Origin of the sequence: Micromonospora sp. CA-240977, from assembly GCF_050942285.1 — a bacterium.
Taxonomy (GTDB): Bacteria; Actinomycetota; Actinomycetes; order Mycobacteriales; family Micromonosporaceae; genus Micromonospora.
Map to the genome: position 1 here is coordinate 1,801,898 of NZ_CP192055.1, position 21,099 is coordinate 1,822,996.

Here is a 21,099-nt window from a genome sequence, read left to right on the forward strand (position 1 = left end):
CGAGGACCTGACCTGGGTGCCCGCCGGGCTGCTGCACCGGCGGTTCCTGGGCTGGGTGCGGTGAGTCTCGGCGACCGGGCTACTGGTTCGCGCGTTCGGCGGCGCGGACGGCGTTGCGGAACAGCATCGCGACGGTGGTCGGACCGACCCCGCCGACCCGGGGCGTGATGGCGCCGGCGACCTCGGCGCACGCTTCGTCCACGTCCGGCAGGAGGCGCCGGCCTTCGTAGCGGACGCCGGCGCCGATGACGACGGCGCCGGGCTTGACGTGCTCAGGCCGCACGATCCCGGGTACGCCGGCGGCGGCGACCAGAATGTCGGCACGCCGGGTGTAGCGGGGCCAGTCGGGCACGCCGGTGTGGACGACGGTGACGGCGGCGTTGGCGGTCGGACGCTTCTGGGCGAGCAGCATCGCCAGGGGGCGGCCCAGGGTGGCGCCCCGGCCGAGGATGACGACCTCCCGGCCGGCGACGGGGATCTGGTGGTACGCCAGGAGAGCTTCGATGCCGGCGGGGGTGCACGGCAGCGGGCCGGGCAGACCGACGGCGAGACGCCCCATGTTCAGCGGGTGCATGCCGTCGACGTCCTTGTCCGGGTCGATGGTCAGCAGCGCGGCGTCGTAGTCCAGATGCCCCGGAACGGGGTACTGCACGAGGATGCCGTGCACGGCCGGATCGGTGTTGAAGCGGGCGATGGCCCGGTGCAGATCCGCCTGGGCGACGGTGGCGGGCAGGTGCACGTGCGGGGAGGCGAACCCGAGTTCGGCCGCCTGCCGCTGCTTGATAGCGATGTAACCGGCGCTGGCGTCGTCGTCGCCGACGAGGATGGTGGCGAGGCTCGGGGTGATCCCGCGGTCGCGCAGGCGGGCGGCAGCGGCGGCGGTCTCGGCCAGGACGGCTTCGGCGACGGGTGCGCCCGGCAGGAGGCGGGCAGCGCTCGACGGGGTGGGGTGCTCGGCGGATTCGCTGGTCGTGGTCATGATGGTCCCTCGACGCAGGCGCCCAGGCGGTCGACGCCCGCGAGAGGCTCCCCGATGGTTCCACCATCCCCGTGCCGCCAGTCGCCGGTGCTTCGATGATGCCGCATCACCAGGCCAACTGCCCAACCGGACCAGCAGCGCCGCCCTCCGCGTCGGGGGCGTGCTGCCGTTCGTCCGGACTGGTGCCCGCCGACCGCGCCGGGCGGGCAGGCGCGGGGGGTCAATCAGTCGGCAGGAGTGGGCGCATGAACGTCCGCTCGTACCGTACGACGCAGCCCGAGGTTTCGCGGATGCGATCAGCCTCGACGAACTCCGGGTCGTTGCCGAACAGTGCGCGGTACCGCTCGTAAGCCGCCAGGCTCTCGAAGCTGAACAGCGCCTCGGCCTTGTCGCTGGCGCCCTCGGCGGGCAGGAAGTAGCCGTGGTGCACGCCACCGTGCTTGGCAACCAGCCGCATCCAGGTTCGAGCGAAGTCTTCGAACACATCGATCTGAGTGGGGTCGATGGTGTAGTGCACGACGCAGGTGATCACGGCCTCACCATACGGGCCGGCGGTCATGTCGGATGGCTCGGTAACACCCGTGCTCCGACTGACGAAGAAGGAGTGTGCAGGCTACGAGAGGACGGCCCGTGAGTGAGCCCAGCGGAGCCGATGATGACATTTCCGGGATCGGGGCCGATCCGGTGGCCTTCGAGGTCTTCTACCGGCGGCACGTGGAGGCGGTGGGCCGGTTCGTGGCGCGGCGGGTCGACGATCCCCACCTCGCGGCCGACCTGACCGCCGACGTGTTCCTGGCGGTGATCGAGTCGGCGGCCAGCTACCGGCCGGAGCGGGGTAGCCAGGTCGGCTGGCTGTACGGGGTGGCCCGCAACGTCATCGGCGACGAGCGGCGTCGGGCGGCCCAACGACTGCGGGTGACCGGCCGACTGGCCGGACGACGGGACCTCGGCCCCGACGACATCACCCGCATCGAGGAGCGGATCGACGCCGAGTCGGCGGCCCGCCGCACCTGTCGGGCGCTGAGCGAGCTACCCGAGGGCACCCGAACGCTCGTCGAACTCGTCGCCGTGGACGGCCTCACCGTCGCGGACGCGGCGACAGTGCTCGGGATGTCGCCGGTCGCCGCCCGGGTCCGCCTGCATCGTGCCCGCCGCGTCGTCCGCGCCGTGCTCGCCCGCCCGGTCACCACCCTCGCCTGAAACGGAGATGACGATGAACGAGACCGAACGATCGCCGCAGGGTTTCGAGGAGCAGCTCCTCCGGGATCTGAGCGCACACGTGGCCCAACGGGCCGAGGTGGTGTCCGTGGCCCGTCCCGCCAGACGCCGGAGCCTGTTCCCGCGCGGTTGGCGCCTCGCGGGAGCATTCGGGCTGGCCGTGACGGTGACCGCAGGTGCGCTTGCGGCCCAGACGATGGGGGTGGGCGACCACCCGCCGCCCTCGGCCAGCGCGTCGGAGATCTTCCACCTGGCGGCCGACGCGGCCCGGCAACAGCCTGAGCTCACCGCCCGGCCCGACCAGTACGTCTTCACCGAATCCCTGGCGACGATCCGGGACCTGCCGGACAGCGGCCCGTACCAGACCATCCGGAACCAACTGTGGCAGTCGGCCGGCGGAGTCGCGCACACGCAGAGACGCTACCGGCCGGAGGCCGATCCGAACGGGTGGAGCGAGCTGACGGTGCTGCGGATGAGTGATGCCGCCGATCCCGAGAAGGATCTCGACGCGTTCCCGCCGCCGGCGTACCACGGCGACCTGCCCTCCGATCCGGACACGCTGCTTCGCTACCTGCGCGAACACCCGGTCGACCTGCATCTCCCCGAAGGGGCCGACGAGGAGGCCGTCTACGGGGACGAAAGTATGGCGTACACCACGGCGCGGTCGATGGTCCGTGGCGACTACGTGCCGCCCCGCGCGCTCGCGGCGTTGTTCGAAGTGCTGGCGCGGGAACCCGGAGCGGTAGTCATATCGGGTGATGTGGTGGACGCGGCCGGTCGACACGGGGTGGCGATCCGGATGCCCGGCGTGATCGGTGGTAACGAAGACCTTCTCTTCGACCGAGACACCCACGTATTCCTCGGCACCAGGAGTTCGGTGGTGCGAAACGGCAAAGAGTCCCTGTTCGCGGCGGTCGCGCTCCTGCGCATCGCCATCGTCGACCGGCCGGGCCAGCTGCCCTGAGCGGTGATGGCCCGGCGCCGGTCGTCGAGCGGGTTCAGGGCTGGACGAACAGGGGCCCGTAGTTCGAGCGGAACATCTGCTCGCCCAGGCGGCGCATCACCAGGTCGCGGAGCGCGGGCGGAAGCCCGGTGGCAGTGTCGCGGCGGTGGGTCTGGCTGAGCACCCAGTCGGTACGCGGGCGTCGCCGCGCCTCGTACCCGCGTAACGCGTCAGCGACGGAGTCGGCGGTGGCCAACGACGACGCGAGCACTGACGCGTCCTCCAGGGCCATCGCCGCGCCCTGGGCCATGTTCGGCGAGGTGGCGTGGGCGGCGTCGCCGATCAGCAGCACCGGCCCGCGGGACCAGGAGTCGAGCACGACCTCCTGGTTCGGCCCGGCGTGCAGGGTGCTGTCGTCGTGGTCGAGGGCCTTGAGCATGGTGGCGGCCGGCTCGGGGAACGTCGCGGCCACCTCGTCGCGCCAGCCGGGCCGGTCGGCCACCGGGCCGTCGTTGTAGTAGCAGTACGTCTGCTCGGCGCTGATCGGGATCGTCAGGAACTGCCTCCCGCGCCCCAACTGCACCGACCAGACCGGCTCGTCGTCGATGCGGGGAGCCACCCAGCGGTACGCGTACTGGCCGAGGTTGCGGGCCGCCCGCCCGTCGAAGGCGAGCCGCCGGACCGTCGAGTTGACGCCGTCCGCGCCGATCACCAGGTCGTACCGCTCGGTGCTGTCGTCGTCGAACTCGACGGCGACCAGGTCGCCCTCGTGGGCCAACGCGACCGGCTGGCGGCCCCAGCGGATCGGGGTGTCTCCGACACCGGCGAGCAGCGCCCGGTGCAGTTGTGCCCGGGGCAGCGACACGCACGGCCCGACCCCCTGCCACAGCGCCGCCACGTCGATGTCGAAGAGGCGGCGTCCGCGCTGGTTGGCGCTGCGCTGCCGGGTGATCTCCACGGCGACGTCCGCGACCGGCTCCCGCAGCCCGAGGACGTCGAGCATGCGCGTCGCGTTGCCGGTGAGGTAGATGCCGGTGCCGGAGTCGGTCGGCCCGGCGGCCCGCTCGACCACGTCGACAGTCGCGCCCCAGTCGCGCAGGGCGGCCACCGTCGCCAACCCGGCGACACCGCCGCCGACGATCAGTACCCGGACATCGTTACCCCGCACGACACGTTCCTCCCCGTCGCCCAGGCCGGTTGAGCTGCTGCTCAACGGTTCGGCCGCCGCAGCACTCTAGAAGGCGGGTGAGTCGGCACACGGGTACGGGGGCTGAATTATCGAGGAATGGGCTGCGACGATGAGGGCATGACGACCGCTGAGGCGTACGCCGAGTTCGGCAGCCGCGAGGCGCGTGGGGTGTCGCCCACCTACGAGCGTCTGTCGGCGGCCGTCGCCCGGGACGACGCCCTGCTCGCCCTGCTCGACGCGCTCCCGCCCGGCAAACGACAGCCGAATCTGCTGTTCGGTGTCGTGCGCTGGCTCGGCGGCCCGGTCGACGACCCGGTCGCGTTCCACGATTTCACTGTGACGCACTGGCCGGCCATCGAGGCGGAGGTGCGCACCCGGGCCACCCAGACCAACGAGAGCGGCCGGTGCGCGGTCCTGCTGCCGGTGCTCGCCGCGTTGCCGCAGCCCCTCGCCCTGCTGGAGGTCGGCGCGTCGGCCGGGCTCTGCCTCTACCCCGACCGGTACGCGTACCGCTACGGCGAGCACGAGGTCGGCTCCGGCGAGCCGGTCCTGGAGTGCGCGGCCGACGGGTTGGTGCCGCCGGCCCGCGTACCCCGGGTGGTGTGGCGGGCCGGCCTGGACCTCAACCCGCTCGACGTGACCGACCCCGGCGACGTGTCCTGGTTGGACGCCCTGATCTGGCCGGAGCACGCGCACCGGCGGGCCCGCCTGCGGGCCGCGGCGGGGGTCGCCGCCGCCGACCCTCCGCTGCTGGTCCGCGGTGATCTGGTGGACGACCTGCCGGCGCTTGCCGCCCGCGCGCCGGCCGGCGCGACGCTTGTGGTCTTCCACACGTCAGTGCTCTACCAGGTGCCGCCGCCGCGCCGGGAGGCGTTCGTCCGGCTGGTCCGTGAGCTGCCGGGGCACTGGATCGCGAACGAGGCACCGGAGGTGCTGCCGTACGACGGGTTGCCCGACCCGCCGAGTGAGGCGCTGCACAACGTCCTCGCGCTGGACGGTGCGCCGCTGGCCTGGACCCGGGGGCACGGTCAGGCGATGAGCTGGTTCGCCTGACCGCCGCGCGACCCCGGCGGCCAGCACCGACAGCTCAGCGAGCCGGCTCCGGCATCCGGGCTCTCAGCGCTCGGCTGAACCAGTCCGCCGCCGGCGCGACCGCGCCGCCGCCCGACCAACCGTTGATCACCGACAGCAGGTCGAGGTAGCGGTCCCGGCGGGGATCGTTCGCCACTGTCAGCCGGTCCAGGAGGCGACGGCGCAGGTCGGCGTCGTCGGGGAGGTCGTGCAGGCGCGCGTACCGGCCGGTGACCGCCGTGACCACCGGCTCGGCCTCGGGGCCGGTCGGATCGAGACCGGCGGCCAGGGCGGCCGCCACCCCGTCCCGGACCACCGCGGCGGCGTCCGGGCGGGGCAACCCGGGCACCTCGTGATCGGCGGCGTGCTGTCGGACCATCCGCCGCATGGACGCCCGGAAGGTGGGCTCCCGGCACAACCCGGCCAGCTCCAGCCACGCCTGCACCTGCTCGGTGCTCGGGTCGTCGGGCAGCTCCGGGGTCATCGAGACGAGGACGCCCCGGTACGGGTGCTTGTCGTCCGGGCTCTCGAAGACAGTCGCCAGGAAGTCGCCGACCAGGTGCCCCCGCTCACGTGCGCTGAGCTGGGCCAGCCGGTGCAGGTCGTCCACCTCGGCCGGGCCCGATCCGCGCCGCGCCGCCACGGTGAGCACCGCCTGACGCAGCCGCAGCACGCGGATCTGCACCGCCAGCGCCTCGGCGTGCGCCGCGGCCACCTCGGGCAGGGGCACCTCGCGGTCCACCACCCGACGGATGGTGGCCAGGTCGACACCCAGGTCGCGCAGCGTCCGGACCAGGTCGAGCCGGGCCACCGCCTCGGCGTCGAAGAGGCGGTAGCCGGCCGGGCTCCGGTCGGCCGGCGGCACGATGCCGGTGTCGGCGTAATACCTGATGGTCTTGACGCTCAGGCCGGTGCGGCGGGCCAGGTCGCCGATCGTGTACTGCGCTTCACCGCTCATGCCCCCACCCTGCTGTCTCCCCCCGGTGGAGACTCAAGCGACAGACGTCAGCGAGCCCGTTCGTGGCGGAGCAGGACCACGCCGTTGCCGAAGACGCGGCTCTCCACCAGCCGCAGGCCGGTCGGGACGTCGCTGTCGGGGAAGAGGCGGCGGCCCCGACCGAGCAGCACCGGGTTGACGTAGATCCGGTACTCGTCGACGAGGTCGTGCCGGGCGAAGGTGGCGGCCAGGTCGGCCCCGCCGAGCGCCAGGTCACCGCCGGGCTCGGCCTTGAGCCGCCGTACCTCCTCCGGGTCCACCTCGCGGACCACTGTGGCGTTCCAGTCGGCGTGGTCGAGGGTGCGGGAGTAGACGATCTTCGGCATGTCCCGCCAGATGCGGGCGAACTCGCGCTCGGGGTCGCTGGCGGTCGGGTCCTGGTCGGCGGTCGGCCAGTACGCGGCCATCAGCTCGTGGCTGACCCGGCCGCTGAGGAACCCGCCCATCGGGGCGATCACGTCGTTGAAGTGCCTGTGCAGCTCCTCGTCGACCTGGTGCCAGCCGATGTCGCCACCCGGGCCCTCGAAGAACCCGTCAAGCGACACACTCATCTGCACAACGATCTTCCGCATCACGTCTCCTCAGTGCTCGTCACAGCGATCGATCCCGAGCATCGTCGGACCCTACGACGAAACCGGCGGCGTGTCCCGCATTCGTCGCAGCGGGGAGCAGACCACGAACAGGCAGGCCGCCCAGGTGCCCAGCACGCACACCCAGAGCGCGCCGCGCAGCCCCAGCGCGGTGCCGAGCGCGCCGCCGGTCAGCGCGCCGAGCGGGATGACGCCGAAGCAGATCCACAGGAACGCGGCGTTGACCCGGCCGAGGATCCCCGGCGGGGTGATGCGCTGTCGGTACGACATCGCGGCCACGTTGAACAGCACCGCGTTCGCCGAGAACGCGGCCAGCCCGACCCCGTAGAGCAGCACGCCCCAACCGGGCTGCGCCAGCGGCATCAGCAGGTAGAACGGGCCCGGAGCGGTCATCGCCACCCAGATCACCCGGGCCGAACCCAGCCAGGCCGACAGCCGGGCGGCCAGCACCCCCACCACCAGCCCGCCGACGGCGCTGACCGAGAAGACCAACCCCACCCGCACCGGCGAGGCGTGCAGCTCACGCACCAGGAAGGTCACCTCGATCGAGGAGGACGCCATCACCCAGAAGTTCGACCAGGTCGTGCAGGCCAGGATGCTGACCAGGATCGGCTGCCGCCGGATGAAGCCGAGCCCGTCGGTCAGCTCCACCCGCAGCGGCACGCGGGGAGCCGGCTCGCGGCGTACCGGTGGCTGTCGGATCAGGATCAGCGTCAGCGCGCTGACCAGGAAGGCGAACCCGTTGGCCAGGAACGTGCGGGCGGCGCCGACAAGCCCGATGAGCGCGCCGCTGATCGTCGGTCCGACCAGTTCGGCGGCGTCCTGGCTGATGGTGAGCTTGGCGTTGCCGTCCACAAGCAGGTCCGCCGGCACCAGCCGGGGCAGCAGGGTCTTGTACGCCACGGTGAACAGCACGGTGAGCACGCCACCGAGCCCGACCACCACGTACAGGAAGGGCAGGGTGAGGTGGCCGACCAGGGCGACCACCGGCAGGGACAGCAGGAGCGCGGTCCGGCCCAGGTCGCACGCGATCATCAGCCGCCGCGGGTCGAGCCGGTCGGCGGCGATGCCCGCCGGCAGCGAGAACAGCAGGTACGGCAGCCAGGCCAGGACGGTCAACAGGGAGATCTGGAAGACACTGGCGTGCAGGGTGTCGGCGGCCAGCAGCGGCACCGCCACACCGGTGATCCGGGTGCCCAGCTCGCTGACCGTCTGGCCGCCCCACAGCAGGAGGAAGTTGCGGCTGCGCCACAGCGACGGGGTCGTCGTCGCCTCCACAGCCGGGAGCTGCCGCACCTGTTGACTCACTGTCGCTGCCTGTCTGCGCGGGTCTGCGCCGCCGGCCGGCGGCTCGCGGACTCTACTGGCGCCCGGGCCTGCCCGGCGCGCCATTTCCGCCGACCGCCGCGTTGGTCCGGCATGGTTGAGCCGCGGCCGCAGGTCGTCCCTAGACTGCTGCGGGTGACCGGAGAGCGACGACCCCTGGCCGATCGGCCGCTCACCGAGCCGCACCCGTCCCGGCTGTCGCCCGCGCACCCCGACCGGGCTCGGATCCTCGCCAGGCACGCCGCCGCGCTGGCCGCCGACGAGGCCGGCTACCTCGACCCGGCGAGCGGGTTGTTCGTGCTCAGCGCCGGCTTTCTGGCCCGGCGCGGCACCTGCTGCGGGCGCGGTTGCCGACACTGCCCGTACGTGGACGATCCACCGTCCGGATAGGCCTCGGCGGGGGCTTTCGCCCGACACCGACACCCCGTACGGTGTCCGACGGACATCCGGCGGGCGCCTTCCGCCGTCGGTCGGCGAGAGGGTGGATCGTGCGCGGGCGGATCGTGGTCGGAGGGCTGGTGGGGCTGCTGGTGAGCGGCTGCGCCGCCGAGGCCGAGCCGGTGGCGGTGCCGCCGCCGGCGCCGATCGCGGTGGACGTGGCGGCGGCCTCCTCGGGCGGGGCCTGCCGGCTGCTGGACTTCACGGTGATCGAAGAGTTGCTGAAGGTGCGCTTCGACGTGGCGGCGGCCAGCGAGCAGGGCGACACGCACACCTGTGTGGTGCGCGCCGAAGGCGCGGCGCTGCCGGAGCTGACGCTGAGTGTGTCCGAGACCACGATCGACAAGACCACCTTCGGCGCGGACGTGGTGCCGGACAAGGCGGCGAAGATCACCGGGGTGGGCCAGCAGGCGTACCGGCGGACCACCGCCGCGGCGAGCGGGCACGGGCCGGTCGCCGAGGTGGGCTGGCTGGCCACCGACGGGCGGCTGGCCACGTTGAGCTGGACCGGTGCGCGCGGCGGCGAACGCGCGGCGGCCGAGAAGGTGACCGGTGACCTGGCCGCGCTGGCCAAGAAGGTGGACACCCGGGCGCTGTGACGCCCGGGTGGCCGGTTTGTCAGTTGGCGGCGACGAAGACCCGGGAGGCGACCTCGCGGGGCAGTCGCACCCGGTCGCCCGACCGGTCGATCGACACCCCGTCGCGCTCCTGCGCCACTGTCACAGTGGCGCCCGGGTCGACACCGGCGGCGTGCAGTTGACGCAGCACGTCGGCGTCCTTCTGCACGCTCTCGCAGATCCGGCGCACCACGACCGGCCCGGAGAGGCCGGGGAAGGCCAGGTTGCGCTCGCCCTCGGCGGCCTCGGTGGCCTCCGCCGCCGGCGAGCCCAGCTCCTGTAGCCCGGGGATCGGGTTGCCGTACGGGGAGCGGGTCGGCCGGTTGAGCAGGTCGTACACCCGCTTCTCCACCGCGTCGCTCATCACGTGCTCCCAGCGGCAGGCCTCCTCGTGGGCCTCCTCGTAGGGCATCCCGATGACGTTGACGAGCAGCAGCTCGGCGAGGCGGTGCTTGCGCATCACCGACACGGCACTGCCTCGGCCCTGCACGGTGAGTGTCAGGTGCCGGTCGCCCTCGACGGTGAGGAGCCCGTCGCGCTCCATCCGGGCGACGGTCTGGCTCACGGTGGGGCCGCTCTGCTGCAGCCGTTCGGCGATCCGGGCACGCAGCGGTGGCACACCCTCCTCTTCCAGTTCGAGGATGGTGCGCAGGTACATTTCGGTCGTGTCGACCAGGTCGTGAGACTTCATAACGTCAGCGGCCCTCCGGTGCACGATGGTACCTCGGGTGGTGGGCCGGCGGCCCACGCCGAACCGCGTGCCGTCGAGGCGAATGGTGTTGGATGGTCGCCATGTCCGGTACCCAGGAGCCGCTGGTCGAGGCCGATCGGCTGGCCGCCGAGCTTGACCAGGCCGATCCGCCCACCCTGCTCGACGTTCGCTGGCGGCTCGTCGGCCCACCGGGCCGCGACGACTACCGCGCCGGCCACCTGCCCGGGGCGGTCTTCGTCGACCTGGACACCGCGCTCTGCGGGCCGCCCGGCGCCGGCGGCCGGCACCCGCTGCCCGACCCGGCCGCGTTGCAGGCCGCGCTGCGGGCCGCCGGGGTCCGCGCCGGTCACCCCGTGGTGGTGTACGACGGCGGCGACGGCATGGCCGCCGCGCGGGCCTGGTGGACGCTGCGCTGGGCGGGGCACCGACCGGTGCGACTGCTGCACGGTGGCTACCCGGCCTGGGCCGCCACCGGTCGGCCCGTCTCCACCGACGCGCCCGCACCGACCCCCGGCGATGTCGTGGTACGCCCCGGCGATCTCCCGGTGCTCGACGCGGGACAGGCCGCCGAGCTGGCCGCCGCGGACGACGGGGTGCTGCTCGACGTGCGGGCGGCGCCCCGCTACCGGGGTGAGGTCGAGCCGATCGACCCGGTCGCCGGGCACGTGCCGGGAGCGGCGAACCTGCCCGCCGGGGAGTACGTCGGCCCGGACGGGCGCTTCCTGGCCGCCGACGCGCTGAGCGCACGGTTCGCCGCCGCCGGGGTGACCGGCGCGCGGGCCGTCGGGGCGTACTGCGGCTCCGGGGTGACCGCCGCGCAGGCGGTGCTCGCGCTGCACCTGGCCGGTCGCACGGACGCGGCACTCTACGTTGGATCGTGGAGCAACTGGGTGGCCGACCCGACGCGCCCGATCGCCTCCGGGCCGACATCTGGGCGCTGACCAGCGCGTGCGGTGGGTCGGCGACGGTCCTCGTGCGACGATGGGCTCATGTCCGACGACACGGTGGTGGTGTGGGACGAGTCGCTGCTCGCCTACGACATGGGTGATCATCCGCTCGACCCGGTCCGGGTGGAGCTGACCGTCGCGCTGGCTCGCGAGCTGGGCATCCTGGATCGGCCCGGGGTGCGCGTGGTCAAACCGGAGCCCGCCACCGACGCCCTGCTCACCCGGGTGCACGACCCGGCCTACCTGGCCGCGGTGCGGGCCGCGCCCCGCGATCCGCTCTTCGCCGGGTACGGGCTGGGCACGTCCGACAACCCGATCTTCGAGGGGATGCACGAGTCCAGCGCGTTGATCGCCGGCGCGACGGTGGCCGCCGCCGAGGCGGTCTGGCGCGGCGACGCCCGGCGCGCGGTGAACGTGGCCGGCGGCCTGCACCACGCGATGCCCGCCCGCGCGTCCGGCTTCTGTGTCTACAACGACCCCGCGGTGGCCATCGCCCGCCTGCTCGACCTGGGCGCGGAGCGGATCGCGTACGTGGACGTCGACGTGCACCACGGCGACGGTGTGCAGCAGATCTTCTGGAATGACCCCCGGGTCCTCACGGTCAGCGTGCACGAGACCCCGCTGGCGCTCTTCCCGGGCACGGGTTTCCCGGACGAGACGGGTGGGCCGGGCGCGCAGGGCACCGCCGTCAACATGCCGTTGCCGCCGGGCATCGACGACACCGGCTGGCAGCGGGCGTTCCACGCGATAGTGCCGTCGGTGCTGCGCGCGTTCCGACCGCAGGTGCTCGTCACCCAGTGCGGCGCCGACGGGCACCGACTGGATCCGCTCGCCGACCTCAACCTCACTGTGGACGGCCAGCGGGCCACCTACCTGGCGATGCGGGCACTCGCCGACGAGCTGTGCGACGGCCGGTGGGTGGCCACCGGCGGTGGCGGGTACGCGCTGGTCGAGGTGGTGCCCCGGGCCTGGAGTCACCTGCTGGCCGTGGCCACCGGTGACCCCGTCGACCCGGCCACGCTCACCCCGCCGGCCTGGCGGGAGCTGGTCGCCTCCCGTCGTCTGGGGCGGGAGGTGCCGCTGCGGATGACCGACGACGCCGACCCGTCGTACGAGCCGTGGCAGCCGACCGGCGAGCCGAACGCGGTGGACCGGGCGATCGCGACCACCCGCAAGGCGGTCTTCCCGCTGCTCGGGCTCGACCCGCACGACCCGCGGGACTGAGCCGGGCGGGGGAGGGCTGCGCCGGTGACGACAGTGGACCAGCCGGTGGACGTGCTGCTCAGCGACGGCAGCACCGTCCAGTTGCGGCCGATCGAGCCGGCTGACGCGCCGGGCATCGTGGCGATGCACAGCCGGTTCTCCGAGCGCACCCGTTACCTCCGGTACTTCTCGCCGTACCCGCGCATCCCGGAACGGGACCTCATCCGGTTCGTCACCGTCGACCACCACGACCGGGAGGCGTTCGTGGTGCTGGCCGCCGACCGGATCGTCGCGGTCGGCCGGTACGAGCGGCTCGGCCCGCAGGCGCCGGATGCGGAGGTGGCCTTCGTGGTGGAGGACGCCTACCAGGGCCGGGGCATCGGTTCGGTGCTGATGGAGCACCTGGCCGACACCGCCCGCCGCAACGACATCATGAGCTTCGTCGCCGAGGTGCTGCCGACAAACGGGACGATGTTGCGGGTGTTCGCCGACTTCGGTTACCAGGTCCAGCGCGAGTACGCCGACGGCGTGGTGCACCTGAGCTTCCCGATCGCGCCCACCGAGGCCACGCTGGAGGTGCAGCGGGGCCGGGAGCACCGCACCGAGGCCCGCTCGATCGCCCGGCTGCTCGCCCCACGCGGCATCGTCGTCTACGGTGCCAGCGCCACCGGCCAGGGCGTCGGCGCGGCGGTGCTCGGGCACCTGCGGGACGGGGGTTTCACCGGCGCGGTGGTGCCGGTGCACCCGAGCGCGTCGACAGTGGCGGGCCTGCCCGCGTACCCGTCGGCGGTCGACGCCGGCACGCCGGTGGACCTGGCGGTGGTGGCGGTCCCGCCGGAGGCGGCGACAGCTGTGGTCGCCGACGCCGCCGCCGCGGGGGTGCACGGTCTGGTGGTCATCTCGGCGGGCTTCGCCGAGGCCGGGGCCGAGGGCGCGGCCACGCAGCGGGCGCTGGTCCGCGCGGCGCACGCCGCCGGCATGCGGGTGGTCGGCCCGAACTGTCTCGGCGTGGCCAACACCGACCCGGCGGTACGCCTCAACGCCACGCTCGCCCCGGCCCTGCCGCCGGCGGGCCGGGTGGGCATCTTCAGCCAGTCCGGCGCGTTCGGGGTGGCGTTGCTCGCCGAGGCGGACCGGCGTGGCCTCGGGCTGTCCAGCTTCGTCTCGGCCGGCAACCGGGCCGACGTCTCCGGCAACGACCTCCTGCAGTACTGGCAGGACGATCCCGGCACCGACGTGATCATGTTGTACCTGGAGACCTTCGGGAACCCGCGCAAGTTCGCCCGGCTGGCCCGGCGGATCGGCCGGACCAAACCGGTGGTCGCGCTCGCCTCGCCGGCCCGCCCGGTCGGCGTCGGTGACACCGCCGGGCCGGACGAGGTGGCGGTGGCCGCGCTCTTCGCCCAGTCCGGGGTGATCCGGGTGGACACCGTGCCGGAGCTGCTCGACGTGGGTGTGCTGCTGGCCAACCAGCCGTTGCCGGCCGGCGGCCGGGTCGGTGTGGTGGGCAACTCCTCGGCCCTGACCGGCCTGGCCGCCACCGCGTGCGTCGGGCAGGGCCTCACGGTGGCCGACGGGTACCCCCGCGACGTCGGGCCGAGCGCCGGTGCCGCCGAGTTCGCCGCCGCTCTCGCCGAGACGGCCGGCGACGACCGGGTGGACGCCCTGGTGGTGGTCTTCGCCCCGCCGCTGCCCGGCCAGCGGACCGATGTGGACGTCGACGTGACCGCCGCCCTGCCGGCGGCCCTCGCGCTGGGCAAGCCGACGGTGGCGACGTTCCTGGTCGGCCGGTTGCCGTCGGGGGTGCCGGCGTACGGGGGAGTGGAGGAGGCGGTGCGGGCTCTCGCCCGGGTGCACCGGTACGCCGAGTGGCTTCGCCGCCCGCCCGGGGTGGTGCCCGAGGTGCCCGGCATCGATCGGGTCGCCGCCCAGGCCGCGTTCCGTGCCGACGCCACCGACCCCGGTGCGCTGCTTGCCGCGTACGGGATCGACGTGGTGGCGTCGGTGTCCGTCGACTCGGTCGACGCGGCGGTCGACGCGGCGGCTCTGCTGGGCTACCCGGTGGCGCTGAAGGCGGCCGCCCCCGGGCTGCGGCATCGGCTCGACCTCGGCGCGGTCCGGCTCGCCGTGCCGGACGAGTCGGCGCTGCGCCGGGCGTACGCCGAGCTGGCCACTGCCTTCGGCGCGGACGCGCTGATCCAGCCGATGGTCCCGCCCGGGGTGGCCTGCGTGGTGGAGCTGGTGGAAGATCCGGCGTTCGGGCCGGTGGTCGGCTTCGGTCTCGGTGGGGTCGCCACCGAGCTGCTGGGCGACCGGGCCTGGCGGGCGGTCCCGCTGACCGACACCGACGCGGCCGAGCTGGTCGACGAGCCCCGGGCGGCGCCGCTGCTGCGCGGGCACCGGGGTGCTGCCCCGGTCGACCGGACGGCCCTGGCCGACCTGTTGCTGCGGGTGGGTCAGCTCGCCGACGACCAGCCCCGCGTACGGTCGCTGACCCTCAACCCGGTGCTCGCCCGTCCGGACGGCATCGCGGTCCTGCACGCCCAGGTCCAGGTGGGCGGCGTGGCCGCCCGCCCGGACACCGGCCCCCGTCGCCTCTGAGGGCGCCCGGTCAGGGCCGGCTGGAGATCTGTTGGACGCCCCACGAGTTGCCGTCCGGGTCGGTGAAGAAGACGAAACCGACGTTGTCCAGCGGGTCCGGCACCGACCGGGGGTTCTGACCCACCACCTGGATCTCGCTGACCTCCACACCCCGCTCGATCAGCTCCTCGCGAGCCCGCTTCAGGTCGGGCACCACCAGTTGCAGGCCCCTGAGTGAGCCCGGTGGCATGTCCGGGACCACGCCCCTGCCGATCACTATCGAACAGCCGGAGCCGGGCGGGGTCAGCTGGATGATCCGCGCCTCGTCGTTGATCACAGTGTCGTGATCGACGGTGAAGCCGAGCTGGTCGGCGTAGAACGCCTTCGCCCGGTCCAGGTCGGAGACCGGCACGATCACCACTTCCAACGTCCAGTTCACTGTCGTTCTCCTCGTTGTCGTCACCGATCACCGCGGTGGGGCGAGTCGCCGCACCACTACAGCACGGAAGGCCCCGGCGAACCGCCAGGGCCTTCCGTGGGAACCGGGTGCGTCAGCAGGCGTACGCCTCCAGGCGCTGCGCCCGCTCCGGGGCGCGCAACTTCAACAGCGTCACCTTCTCGATCTGCCGGATCCGCTCCCGGGACAGGCCGAACTCCCGGCCGACCTCGTCGAGCGTGCGCTGCCGGCCATCGTCCAGACCGAACCGCAACCGGATGACCGCCTGCTCCCGCTGGGACAGGGTGGCCAGCACGATGCTGACCTCGTTGCGCAGCTCGCCCTGGGCGGCGGTGTCGCCCGGCTCGGTGCGCGGATCCACCGAGGCCACGAAGTCGCCGAGCGCGCTCTCCCCGTCGTCGCCGACGGCCTGGTCCAGGCTGACCGGCTCCCGGTCGTAGGAGATCAGCTCGATGACCTGGACCTCGGGAACCTCCAGGGCGCGGGCGACCTCGGCGACTGTCGGTTCGCGGCCCAGCGTCACCGACAGCTCGCGGCGGGCCCGGACCATCCGGTTGACCTGCTCGACCATGTGCACCGGGATGCGGATGGTGCGGGCCTGGTCGGCCATCGCCCGGGTGATCGCCTGCCGGATCCACCAGGTGGCGTACGTGGAGAACTTGTAGCCCTTGGCGTAGTCGAACTTCTCCACCGCCCGGATCAGGCCGAGGTTGCCCTCCTGGATCAGGTCGAGAAACGCCATGCCGCGTCCGGTGTAGCGCTTGGCGATGCTGACCACCAGCCGCAGGTTCGCCTCCAACAGATGGTCCTTGGCCGCCCGGCCCTCCGCGACGACGACTTCCAGGTCGGCCCGCAACTCCTCGGAAACCGGGGTGCAGGTGGCCAGCTTCTCGTCGGCGAACAGGCCGGCCTCGATCCGCCGGGCCAGATCGACCTCCTGCGCGGCGGTCAGCAGCTTCGTCCGGCCGATCCCGTTGAGATACGCCCGGACCAGGTCGGTGGAGATGCCACGCTCGTCGGTGGCGTCCAGGTCGGCGAGGACCTCGGAGGTCCCGTCGGTGTCGGTCGTGGTGGCCGGGCGCATCCGGTGTTCCGTCATCTGCAGGACCATCTCTGTCTCTCCCCGTTTCCACGTCTGTGCCGTGTCTCCGGCCCAGTGGTGCCGGTGTGAGACACAGCTTGGCGGGCAGGGCGTAAAACGGGAGTGAGGCGATCGGGCACCCGACAGGAATTCGGTCGGATCGGTGGCGCGGAGTGTCGTCCCGGTCTGTGCTTGCCCGCCACAGCTACGTTGCGGACGGTCGGCCACCTCGGTCGGCCCGGACACAGGTGGAGGACGGCGTGGTCTTCAAGCGGCTCATGAAGGCGATGGGGGTCGGTGGCCCGTCGGTGGAGACGGTGCTGGCCAACCCGAACTGCCGCCCGGGCGGGCAGTTGGAGGGCCGCATCCAGGTGGTCGGCGGTGACCACCAGGTCGACATCGACCACGTCGCCCTCGGCCTGGTCACCCGGGTCGAGGTCGAGACCGGCGACAACGACTACGACACCACCCAGGAGTTCCACCGCCAGCAGGTCACCGGCGGGTTCCGGTTGGAGGCGGGGCAGCGCCACGACATCCCGTTCCGCTTCGACGTGCCGTGGGAGACACCTGTCACCGAGCTGTACGGGCAGCACCTGCACGGCATGACGATGGGGCTGCGTACCGAGTTGGAGGTTGCCCGCGCGATGGACAAGGGCGACCTGGACGCGGTGTCGGTGCACCCGCTGCCCGCCCAGGAACGACTGCTTGACGCGTTGCTGCGACTGGGTTTCCGGTTCGCCCGCGCCGACGTGGAGCGTGGGCACATCTACGGCGTACGACAGACGTTGCCGTTCTACCAGGAGATCGAGTTCAGCCCCGCGCCGCAGTACGCCCGCTCGATCAACCAGTTGGAGGTGACCTTCGTCGCCGACGCGCAGCAGATGCAGGTGGTGCTGGAGGTCGACAAGCGCGGCGGTGTCTTCACCGAGGGGCGGGACGCCTTCGGCCGGTTCACCGTCGACCACGCCACCGCCAGCCGCACCGACTGGACCGCCGAACTCGACAACTGGCTCCGCCAGTCCCTGTCCCGCCGAGGCCTCTTCTCCTGACCCCGAGGGAGGGCTACAGGTCCAGGAGGAGGGTTTGGGGGCCTACGTTGACGCTCTCGACGAGCATGTGGGTGCGGAAGCGGCCCGTCTCGACCTTCGCGCCGCGGTCGCGCAGCGCCTCCACCACCACTGTCACCAGGGGCTCGGCCACCTCGGCGGGGGCGGCGGCGAGCCAGCTCGGCCGGCGGCCCTTGCGGGTGTCGCCGTAGAGGGTGAACTGGCTGACCACCAGGATCGGCGCGCCGGTGTCGGCGGCCGACCTCTCGTCGTCCAGGATGCGCAGCTCATGCACCTTGCGGGCCATCGTCTGGGCGGTCTCCACGGTGTCGGTGTGGGTCACTCCGAGCAGCACCAGCAGGCCGTTCTCGATCGCGCCGACCACCTCGCCGTCCACTGTCACGCTGGCCCGCCCGACGGTCTGCACCACCGCCCGCATCAGGCGGTCACCGCCTCGATGAAACCGCGCTCCACCAGGTGCGCCACGATCGGGCCGGCGGCCTCGGCCATCTCGTCGGGCTCGACGTCGTGCGCTGCGGCGAGCAGGGCGAGCTGGTCACGCAGCGGCAGCCGGCCGTCGGCGCCACCGACCAGCGCCAGCACCAGCGGGTCGATCTCCTCGGTCCAGCGCAGGCCGTGCGGCATCGCCAGGACCTGCCGGTCCACCGCCCAGCCCTCGTCACCCATTGTGGCCTCCTGCCGCAGCTGGAGGCCCTCGGCGGCCCGGTAGCGCTCGGCGAGCAACGCCTCGGTGTCGCGTACCCGGAGAAAGTCCTGGCGGTCGAACCAGGCGGCGATGTGGTCGCCCAGCGGTGGCTGCACCCGCTGGCGCAGGTCCTCCACCCGGACCACCGGGTCGGCGTGCCCGCCCCGGCGCAGGGACACGATGCCGAAGCCGATCCCCTCCACCTTGTGCGCGTCGAACCAGTCCAGCCAGGCGGCCATCCGCTGCGGGTCGGCGGTCTCGCCGACGTCGGTGAGCCACAGGTCGACGTACGCCATCGGGTCGGCCACCTCGCGCTGGATCACCCAGGCGTCCAGGCCGGTCCCGGCGAACCAGCCGGCCACCCGCTCGTCCCACTCCTCGCCGGCGACGTGCACCCAGTTCGCCAGGTACTGCATGGTGCCGCCCTCGGTGAGCAGGCCCGGGGCGGCGGCGGCCAGCTCGGCGCCGATCGCGTCACCGACCCGACCGGAGTCGCGGTAGACGTGCGTGGTGGTGCCCGGGCCGACCACGAACGGCGGGTTGCTCACCACCAGGTCGAACCGTCGACCGGCCACGGGGGCGACCAGGTCGCCGCGGAGCAGCTCCCAGTCCTGACCGTTGAGGGCGGCGGTGGTCGCGGCGAAGCGCAGCGCCCGCTCGGAGAGGTCGGTGGCGGTCACCGACCTGGCGTGGGTGGCCAGGTGCAGGGCCTGGACGCCGGAGCCGGTGCCCAGGTCCAGTGCGGTGTCGACCGGCCGGCGCACTGTCGCGCCGATCAGGGTCTGGGTGGCCCCGCCGATGCCGAGGACGTGCTCGGCGTGCAGCGGGCGACCCGGGCGGGCACTCGCCGACACGTCGGCGAGCACCCACCAGTCCTCGCCGTACGGCTCCAGGTCGACGCCGGCACGCAGGCCGTCGCCGTACCGCTCGACCAGCCCGCCGGCCAGCGCTTCCGCCAGGCTCAGCGGCGTCAGCGCGGCGGCCACCGCGGCCTCCGGCTCGGTCTGGTCGCAGATGAACACCCGGATCAGGGTGCCCAGCGGGTCGCCGTCCTCGGTGGCGCGCAGCGCGGCCCGGTAGTCGTTGCGGGCGACCGCGGCGGTCGCCTGGGCGCCCAGCCGCTCGGCGACGCCCTGGCTGGTGAAACCGGTCCGGGTCAGCGCGGCGCGCAGCGCGTCGACGCCGGCGGGGGAGAGCAGCATGTCGTGTTCGTCCACCCCGACATCCTGCCCCCCGTCGCGTCCCGGGTCTGCGTCACCCGCCGGTTGGTGTCGGAGCGTCGGTGTCCGCCCGGCTCGGCGGGCCAGGCAGGATGGTCCGCATGACGCTCGTGCTGCCCATCGACCCGGAGGCCAACCGACTGTTGGAGCGCAGCCCTCTGGCGCTGCTCCTCGGCATGGTTCTTGATCAACAAATTCCGATGGAGAAGGCGTTCTCCTCGCCGTACGTGCTGGCGCAGCGGCTCGGCCACGAGCTGGACGCCGCCGAGCTGGCCGGGTACGACCCGGAGGCCCTTGTCGCGCTCTTCGCCCAGCCGCCCGCGCTGCACCGGTTCCCGAAGGCGATGGCGGCCCGGGTGCAGGAGGTCTGCCAGGTGCTCGTGGAGCGCTACGACGGTGACGCGGCGCTGCTCTGGGCCGAGGTCGCCGACGGGCCGGAGCTGCTGCGCCGGGTCTCCGCGCTGCCCGGCTTCGGCAGGCAGAAGGCGCAGATCTTCGTGGCCCTGCTCGGCAAGCGCTTCGGGGTCACCCCGCAGGACTGGCGGAAGGCGGCCGGAGACTACGGCGACCCGGGCGCGTACCGGTCGGTGGCCGACGTCACCGACGCCGACTCACTGCGTCGGGTGCGGGAGTTCAAGCAGCAGGCGAAGGCGGCCGCCAAGGCGAAGGCCACCGGCGGCTGAGCCGTGCGGTCAGGCGGCGGTGGGATGCGCCAGCGAGGCCAGCGCGCGCCGGACGTCGGCCAGCGAGACGGTCGCCGAGTCGTCCAGGTCGGCCAGGCCGGCCTCGATCCACTGGCGCATCAGCGTGGTGACCCCGATGCCCCGGGCGTCGGCGGCGGCCCGTACCCGCTCGTAGGTGTCCAACGGCAGCCGGACCGAGCGGCTCACCATCGGCACGTCGGTGTCGGGGGTGGGCAGCTCCGCCGCCGGGCTCTCGTCGATCAGCTCGGCGATCCGGTCGCCGCCGCCGTGGAACTGCTTGGTCGCGTCGTTACGGTGCATCGTCACGGCCTCCTCATCTCCCGAGATCTCCGCACGGCCTCGTCGTAGCGCTTGGACTCGACGTCGCTCAACTCGCGCGCGGAGAGGATGTCCCAGTCGTTGTCGGCGCCATCGGCCTCGGCGAGCAGCACCGCCAGCCGGCGGCCCCGACGGGCGGCGGCATAGACCACCATGACGTCGTCGCCCAGGTGGCGGATGACCCGTCGGGCGCTGTGCAGCGCCTCCCAGACTTCCCCGGGCGTGACGTCGTAGACCCTCAGGTTGGCCAACGCCTCGTCGGTGAAGCTGAACCTGCTGCCCACGTCGCGGAGCGTACCACGGGCGTAACACGTACTGGGATGAGTCGAATTTCGCTGATCACGGCCCTGCGGTGACAGGATGAGGCGTAATCCCCTCGAGGAGGTTCATGGTGAAGCGTCAGGCCTACCAGCCGATACTGATCACCGACGCCTCGCGCAGCCAGGACGATCAGCTCACCAGTCGCCAGCGCCGTTACGTCCTGATGATGGGCATCCGGGTGCTGTGCATCGTCGTCGGCGCGATCCTGGTCGGTGCGAACGCCCCACTGCTCTGGCTGTGGCTGCCGCTGTGCGGCCTCGGCATGGTGCTCATCCCCTGGCTGGCCGTGCTGCTGGCCAACGACCGGCCACCCAAGGAGGAGCACCGGCTGGCCAACCGGTTCCACCCACGGCACCAGGACGACACCCCGCCGATGAGCCTCACCGCCGAGGAACGCACGCACAAGGTCATCGACGTCGAACCCTGACCCGCGAGC

At 72.9% G+C, this 21,099-nt stretch carries 24 protein-coding genes and 1 riboswitch; of the genes, 11 read left to right on the forward strand and 13 right to left on the reverse strand.

What is annotated here, in order from left to right; all coding sequences use genetic code 11:
- Window positions 1-79: 79 nt before the first annotated feature.
- Together ACQPWW_RS08390 and ACQPWW_RS08395 are read right to left on the reverse strand one after the other, a co-directional pair.
- A complete protein-coding gene (locus tag ACQPWW_RS08390; RefSeq protein WP_433130755.1) occupies window positions 80-979 on the reverse strand; it encodes a bifunctional 5,10-methylenetetrahydrofolate dehydrogenase/5,10-methenyltetrahydrofolate cyclohydrolase in 900 nt (299 codons plus the stop codon).
- A gap of 13 nt (window positions 980-992) precedes the next feature.
- A riboswitch (ZMP/ZTP riboswitch) is annotated at window positions 993-1,074 on the reverse strand.
- 125 nt (window positions 1,075-1,199) lie between these two features.
- Complete coding sequence (locus ACQPWW_RS08395) at window positions 1,200-1,511, reverse strand: NIPSNAP family protein (RefSeq protein ID WP_433130756.1); 312 nt, start codon at window positions 1,509-1,511, stop codon at window positions 1,200-1,202.
- Window positions 1,512-1,609: 98 nt separating this feature from the next.
- On the opposite strand from ACQPWW_RS08395, the gene ACQPWW_RS08400 reads away from it, so the two are divergent.
- Window positions 1,610-2,179, forward strand: coding sequence for an RNA polymerase sigma factor (locus ACQPWW_RS08400; protein WP_433130757.1), 570 nt, complete (start codon window positions 1,610-1,612; stop codon window positions 2,177-2,179).
- 13 nt (window positions 2,180-2,192) lie between these two features.
- Window positions 2,193-3,161, forward strand: a complete 969-nt coding sequence (locus tag ACQPWW_RS08405) for a CU044_5270 family protein (RefSeq protein ID WP_433130759.1) — start codon at window positions 2,193-2,195, stop codon at window positions 3,159-3,161.
- Between the two features lie 34 nt (window positions 3,162-3,195).
- Here ACQPWW_RS08405 and ACQPWW_RS08410 read toward each other — a convergent pair whose 3' ends face one another.
- A complete protein-coding gene (locus tag ACQPWW_RS08410) occupies window positions 3,196-4,308 on the reverse strand; it encodes an FAD-dependent monooxygenase (protein WP_433130761.1) in 1,113 nt (370 codons plus the stop codon).
- A gap of 138 nt (window positions 4,309-4,446) precedes the next feature.
- Here ACQPWW_RS08410 and ACQPWW_RS08415 point away from each other — a divergent pair, with 138 nt between their 5' ends.
- Complete coding sequence (locus tag ACQPWW_RS08415; RefSeq protein WP_433130763.1) at window positions 4,447-5,382, forward strand: DUF2332 domain-containing protein; 936 nt, start codon at window positions 4,447-4,449, stop codon at window positions 5,380-5,382.
- 34 nt (window positions 5,383-5,416) lie between these two features.
- On the opposite strand, the gene ACQPWW_RS08420 is transcribed toward ACQPWW_RS08415, so the two are convergent.
- From ACQPWW_RS08420 to ACQPWW_RS08430, 3 genes are read right to left on the reverse strand one after another with little or no spacing between them, the layout of a single operon-like run.
- Window positions 5,417-6,358, reverse strand: a complete 942-nt coding sequence (locus ACQPWW_RS08420) for a MerR family transcriptional regulator (RefSeq protein ID WP_433130765.1) — start codon at window positions 6,356-6,358, stop codon at window positions 5,417-5,419.
- 47 nt (window positions 6,359-6,405) lie between these two features.
- Entirely contained in the window at window positions 6,406-6,969 is a 564-nt protein-coding gene (locus tag ACQPWW_RS08425) for a dihydrofolate reductase family protein (protein ID WP_433130768.1), read from the reverse strand.
- 51 nt (window positions 6,970-7,020) lie between these two features.
- Window positions 7,021-8,295, reverse strand: coding sequence for an MFS transporter (locus tag ACQPWW_RS08430; RefSeq protein ID WP_433130770.1), 1,275 nt, complete (start codon window positions 8,293-8,295; stop codon window positions 7,021-7,023).
- Window positions 8,296-8,448: 153 nt separating this feature from the next.
- Here ACQPWW_RS08430 and ACQPWW_RS08435 point away from each other — a divergent pair, with 153 nt between their 5' ends.
- Together ACQPWW_RS08435 and ACQPWW_RS08440 are read left to right on the forward strand one after the other, a co-directional pair.
- Window positions 8,449-8,703 carry a DUF5522 domain-containing protein gene (locus tag ACQPWW_RS08435; protein ID WP_433130772.1) on the forward strand — a complete coding sequence of 85 codons (255 nt, stop codon included), beginning with the start codon at window positions 8,449-8,451 and terminating at the stop codon, window positions 8,701-8,703.
- Between the two features lie 98 nt (window positions 8,704-8,801).
- Window positions 8,802-9,350, forward strand: coding sequence for a hypothetical protein (locus ACQPWW_RS08440; protein ID WP_433130774.1), 549 nt, complete (start codon window positions 8,802-8,804; stop codon window positions 9,348-9,350).
- Window positions 9,351-9,369: 19 nt separating this feature from the next.
- On the opposite strand, the gene ACQPWW_RS08445 is transcribed toward ACQPWW_RS08440, so the two are convergent.
- Window positions 9,370-10,059 carry a metal-dependent transcriptional regulator gene (locus ACQPWW_RS08445; protein ID WP_433130776.1) on the reverse strand — a complete coding sequence of 230 codons (690 nt, stop codon included), beginning with the start codon at window positions 10,057-10,059 and terminating at the stop codon, window positions 9,370-9,372.
- A 101-nt stretch (window positions 10,060-10,160) separates the two neighbouring features.
- Between ACQPWW_RS08445 and ACQPWW_RS08450 the strand changes: the two genes are divergently transcribed.
- The 3 genes from ACQPWW_RS08450 to ACQPWW_RS08460 are packed head-to-tail and all read left to right on the forward strand — an operon-like array spanning window position 10,161 to window position 14,831.
- A complete protein-coding gene (locus ACQPWW_RS08450; protein WP_433130777.1) occupies window positions 10,161-11,021 on the forward strand; it encodes a sulfurtransferase in 861 nt (286 codons plus the stop codon).
- Window positions 11,022-11,069: 48 nt separating this feature from the next.
- Window positions 11,070-12,251: an acetoin utilization protein AcuC gene (locus ACQPWW_RS08455; RefSeq protein WP_433130779.1), complete on the forward strand. Its 1,182-nt coding sequence runs from the start codon at window positions 11,070-11,072 to the stop codon at window positions 12,249-12,251.
- 24 nt (window positions 12,252-12,275) lie between these two features.
- Window positions 12,276-14,831, forward strand: a complete 2,556-nt coding sequence (locus tag ACQPWW_RS08460; RefSeq protein WP_433130781.1) for a GNAT family N-acetyltransferase — start codon at window positions 12,276-12,278, stop codon at window positions 14,829-14,831.
- A gap of 10 nt (window positions 14,832-14,841) precedes the next feature.
- Here the strand turns inward: ACQPWW_RS08460 and ACQPWW_RS08465 are convergent, their stop codons facing one another.
- On the reverse strand, window positions 14,842-15,249 hold the full coding sequence (locus ACQPWW_RS08465) for a VOC family protein (RefSeq protein WP_433130783.1): 408 nt from the start codon (window positions 15,247-15,249) through the stop codon (window positions 14,842-14,844).
- 112 nt (window positions 15,250-15,361) lie between these two features.
- Window positions 15,362-16,378, reverse strand: coding sequence for an RNA polymerase sigma factor SigB (gene sigB, locus ACQPWW_RS08470; RefSeq protein ID WP_433130785.1), 1,017 nt, complete (start codon window positions 16,376-16,378; stop codon window positions 15,362-15,364).
- A gap of 230 nt (window positions 16,379-16,608) precedes the next feature.
- On the opposite strand from sigB, the gene ACQPWW_RS08475 reads away from it, so the two are divergent.
- Window positions 16,609-17,397, forward strand: coding sequence for a sporulation protein (locus tag ACQPWW_RS08475; protein ID WP_433130787.1), 789 nt, complete (start codon window positions 16,609-16,611; stop codon window positions 17,395-17,397).
- A gap of 13 nt (window positions 17,398-17,410) precedes the next feature.
- Here the strand turns inward: ACQPWW_RS08475 and dtd are convergent, their stop codons facing one another.
- Both dtd and ACQPWW_RS08485 read right to left on the reverse strand, forming a co-directional pair.
- Window positions 17,411-17,833, reverse strand: coding sequence for a D-aminoacyl-tRNA deacylase (gene dtd, locus ACQPWW_RS08480; RefSeq protein WP_433130789.1), 423 nt, complete (start codon window positions 17,831-17,833; stop codon window positions 17,411-17,413).
- Entirely contained in the window at window positions 17,833-19,317 is a 1,485-nt protein-coding gene (locus ACQPWW_RS08485) for a DUF7059 domain-containing protein (RefSeq protein WP_433130792.1), read from the reverse strand. The genes dtd and ACQPWW_RS08485 overlap by 1 nt, the downstream gene beginning before the upstream one ends.
- Window positions 19,318-19,412: 95 nt before the next feature.
- Here ACQPWW_RS08485 and ACQPWW_RS08490 point away from each other — a divergent pair, with 95 nt between their 5' ends.
- Window positions 19,413-20,003: an HhH-GPD-type base excision DNA repair protein gene (locus ACQPWW_RS08490; protein ID WP_433130795.1), complete on the forward strand. Its 591-nt coding sequence runs from the start codon at window positions 19,413-19,415 to the stop codon at window positions 20,001-20,003.
- Between the two features lie 9 nt (window positions 20,004-20,012).
- Here ACQPWW_RS08490 and ACQPWW_RS08495 read toward each other — a convergent pair whose 3' ends face one another.
- Window positions 20,013-20,324, reverse strand: a complete 312-nt coding sequence (locus ACQPWW_RS08495) for a BrnA antitoxin family protein (RefSeq protein ID WP_238659356.1) — start codon at window positions 20,322-20,324, stop codon at window positions 20,013-20,015.
- 2 nt (window positions 20,325-20,326) lie between these two features.
- The gene (locus ACQPWW_RS08500) at window positions 20,327-20,626 is read right to left on the reverse strand and encodes a hypothetical protein (RefSeq protein WP_433130797.1); all 300 of its coding nucleotides are present in this window, start codon (window positions 20,624-20,626) and stop codon (window positions 20,327-20,329) included.
- A 104-nt stretch (window positions 20,627-20,730) separates the two neighbouring features.
- On the opposite strand from ACQPWW_RS08500, the gene ACQPWW_RS08505 reads away from it, so the two are divergent.
- The gene (locus ACQPWW_RS08505; RefSeq protein WP_433130799.1) at window positions 20,731-21,090 is read left to right on the forward strand and encodes a DUF3099 domain-containing protein; all 360 of its coding nucleotides are present in this window, start codon (window positions 20,731-20,733) and stop codon (window positions 21,088-21,090) included.
- Window positions 21,091-21,099: the final 9 nt, after the last annotated feature.

Excerpts from the sequence above, each read along its gene's own strand:
- ACQPWW_RS08495 (WP_238659356.1), bottom strand. The coding sequence starts at position 20,324 with ATGCACCGTAACGACGCGACCAAGCAGTTCCACGGCGGCGGCGACCGG.
- ACQPWW_RS08490 (WP_433130795.1), top strand. The coding sequence starts at position 19,413 with ATGGTCCGCATGACGCTCGTGCTGCCCATCGACCCGGAGGCCAACCGA.
- ACQPWW_RS08505 (WP_433130799.1), top strand. The coding sequence starts at position 20,731 with ATGGTGAAGCGTCAGGCCTACCAGCCGATACTGATCACCGACGCCTCG.
- ACQPWW_RS08405 (WP_433130759.1), top strand. The coding sequence starts at position 2,193 with ATGAACGAGACCGAACGATCGCCGCAGGGTTTCGAGGAGCAGCTCCTC.
- ACQPWW_RS08425 (WP_433130768.1), bottom strand. The coding sequence starts at position 6,969 with ATGCGGAAGATCGTTGTGCAGATGAGTGTGTCGCTTGACGGGTTCTTC.
- ACQPWW_RS08420 (WP_433130765.1), bottom strand. The coding sequence starts at position 6,358 with ATGAGCGGTGAAGCGCAGTACACGATCGGCGACCTGGCCCGCCGCACC.
- ACQPWW_RS08450 (WP_433130777.1), top strand. The coding sequence starts at position 10,161 with ATGTCCGGTACCCAGGAGCCGCTGGTCGAGGCCGATCGGCTGGCCGCC.
- sigB (WP_433130785.1), bottom strand. The coding sequence starts at position 16,378 with ATGGTCCTGCAGATGACGGAACACCGGATGCGCCCGGCCACCACGACC.
- ACQPWW_RS08415 (WP_433130763.1), top strand. The coding sequence starts at position 4,447 with ATGACGACCGCTGAGGCGTACGCCGAGTTCGGCAGCCGCGAGGCGCGT.
- dtd (WP_433130789.1), bottom strand. The coding sequence starts at position 17,833 with ATGCGGGCGGTGGTGCAGACCGTCGGGCGGGCCAGCGTGACAGTGGAC.
- ACQPWW_RS08390 (WP_433130755.1), bottom strand. The coding sequence starts at position 979 with ATGACCACGACCAGCGAATCCGCCGAGCACCCCACCCCGTCGAGCGCT.
- ACQPWW_RS08445 (WP_433130776.1), bottom strand. The coding sequence starts at position 10,059 with ATGAAGTCTCACGACCTGGTCGACACGACCGAAATGTACCTGCGCACC.
- ACQPWW_RS08455 (WP_433130779.1), top strand. The coding sequence starts at position 11,070 with ATGTCCGACGACACGGTGGTGGTGTGGGACGAGTCGCTGCTCGCCTAC.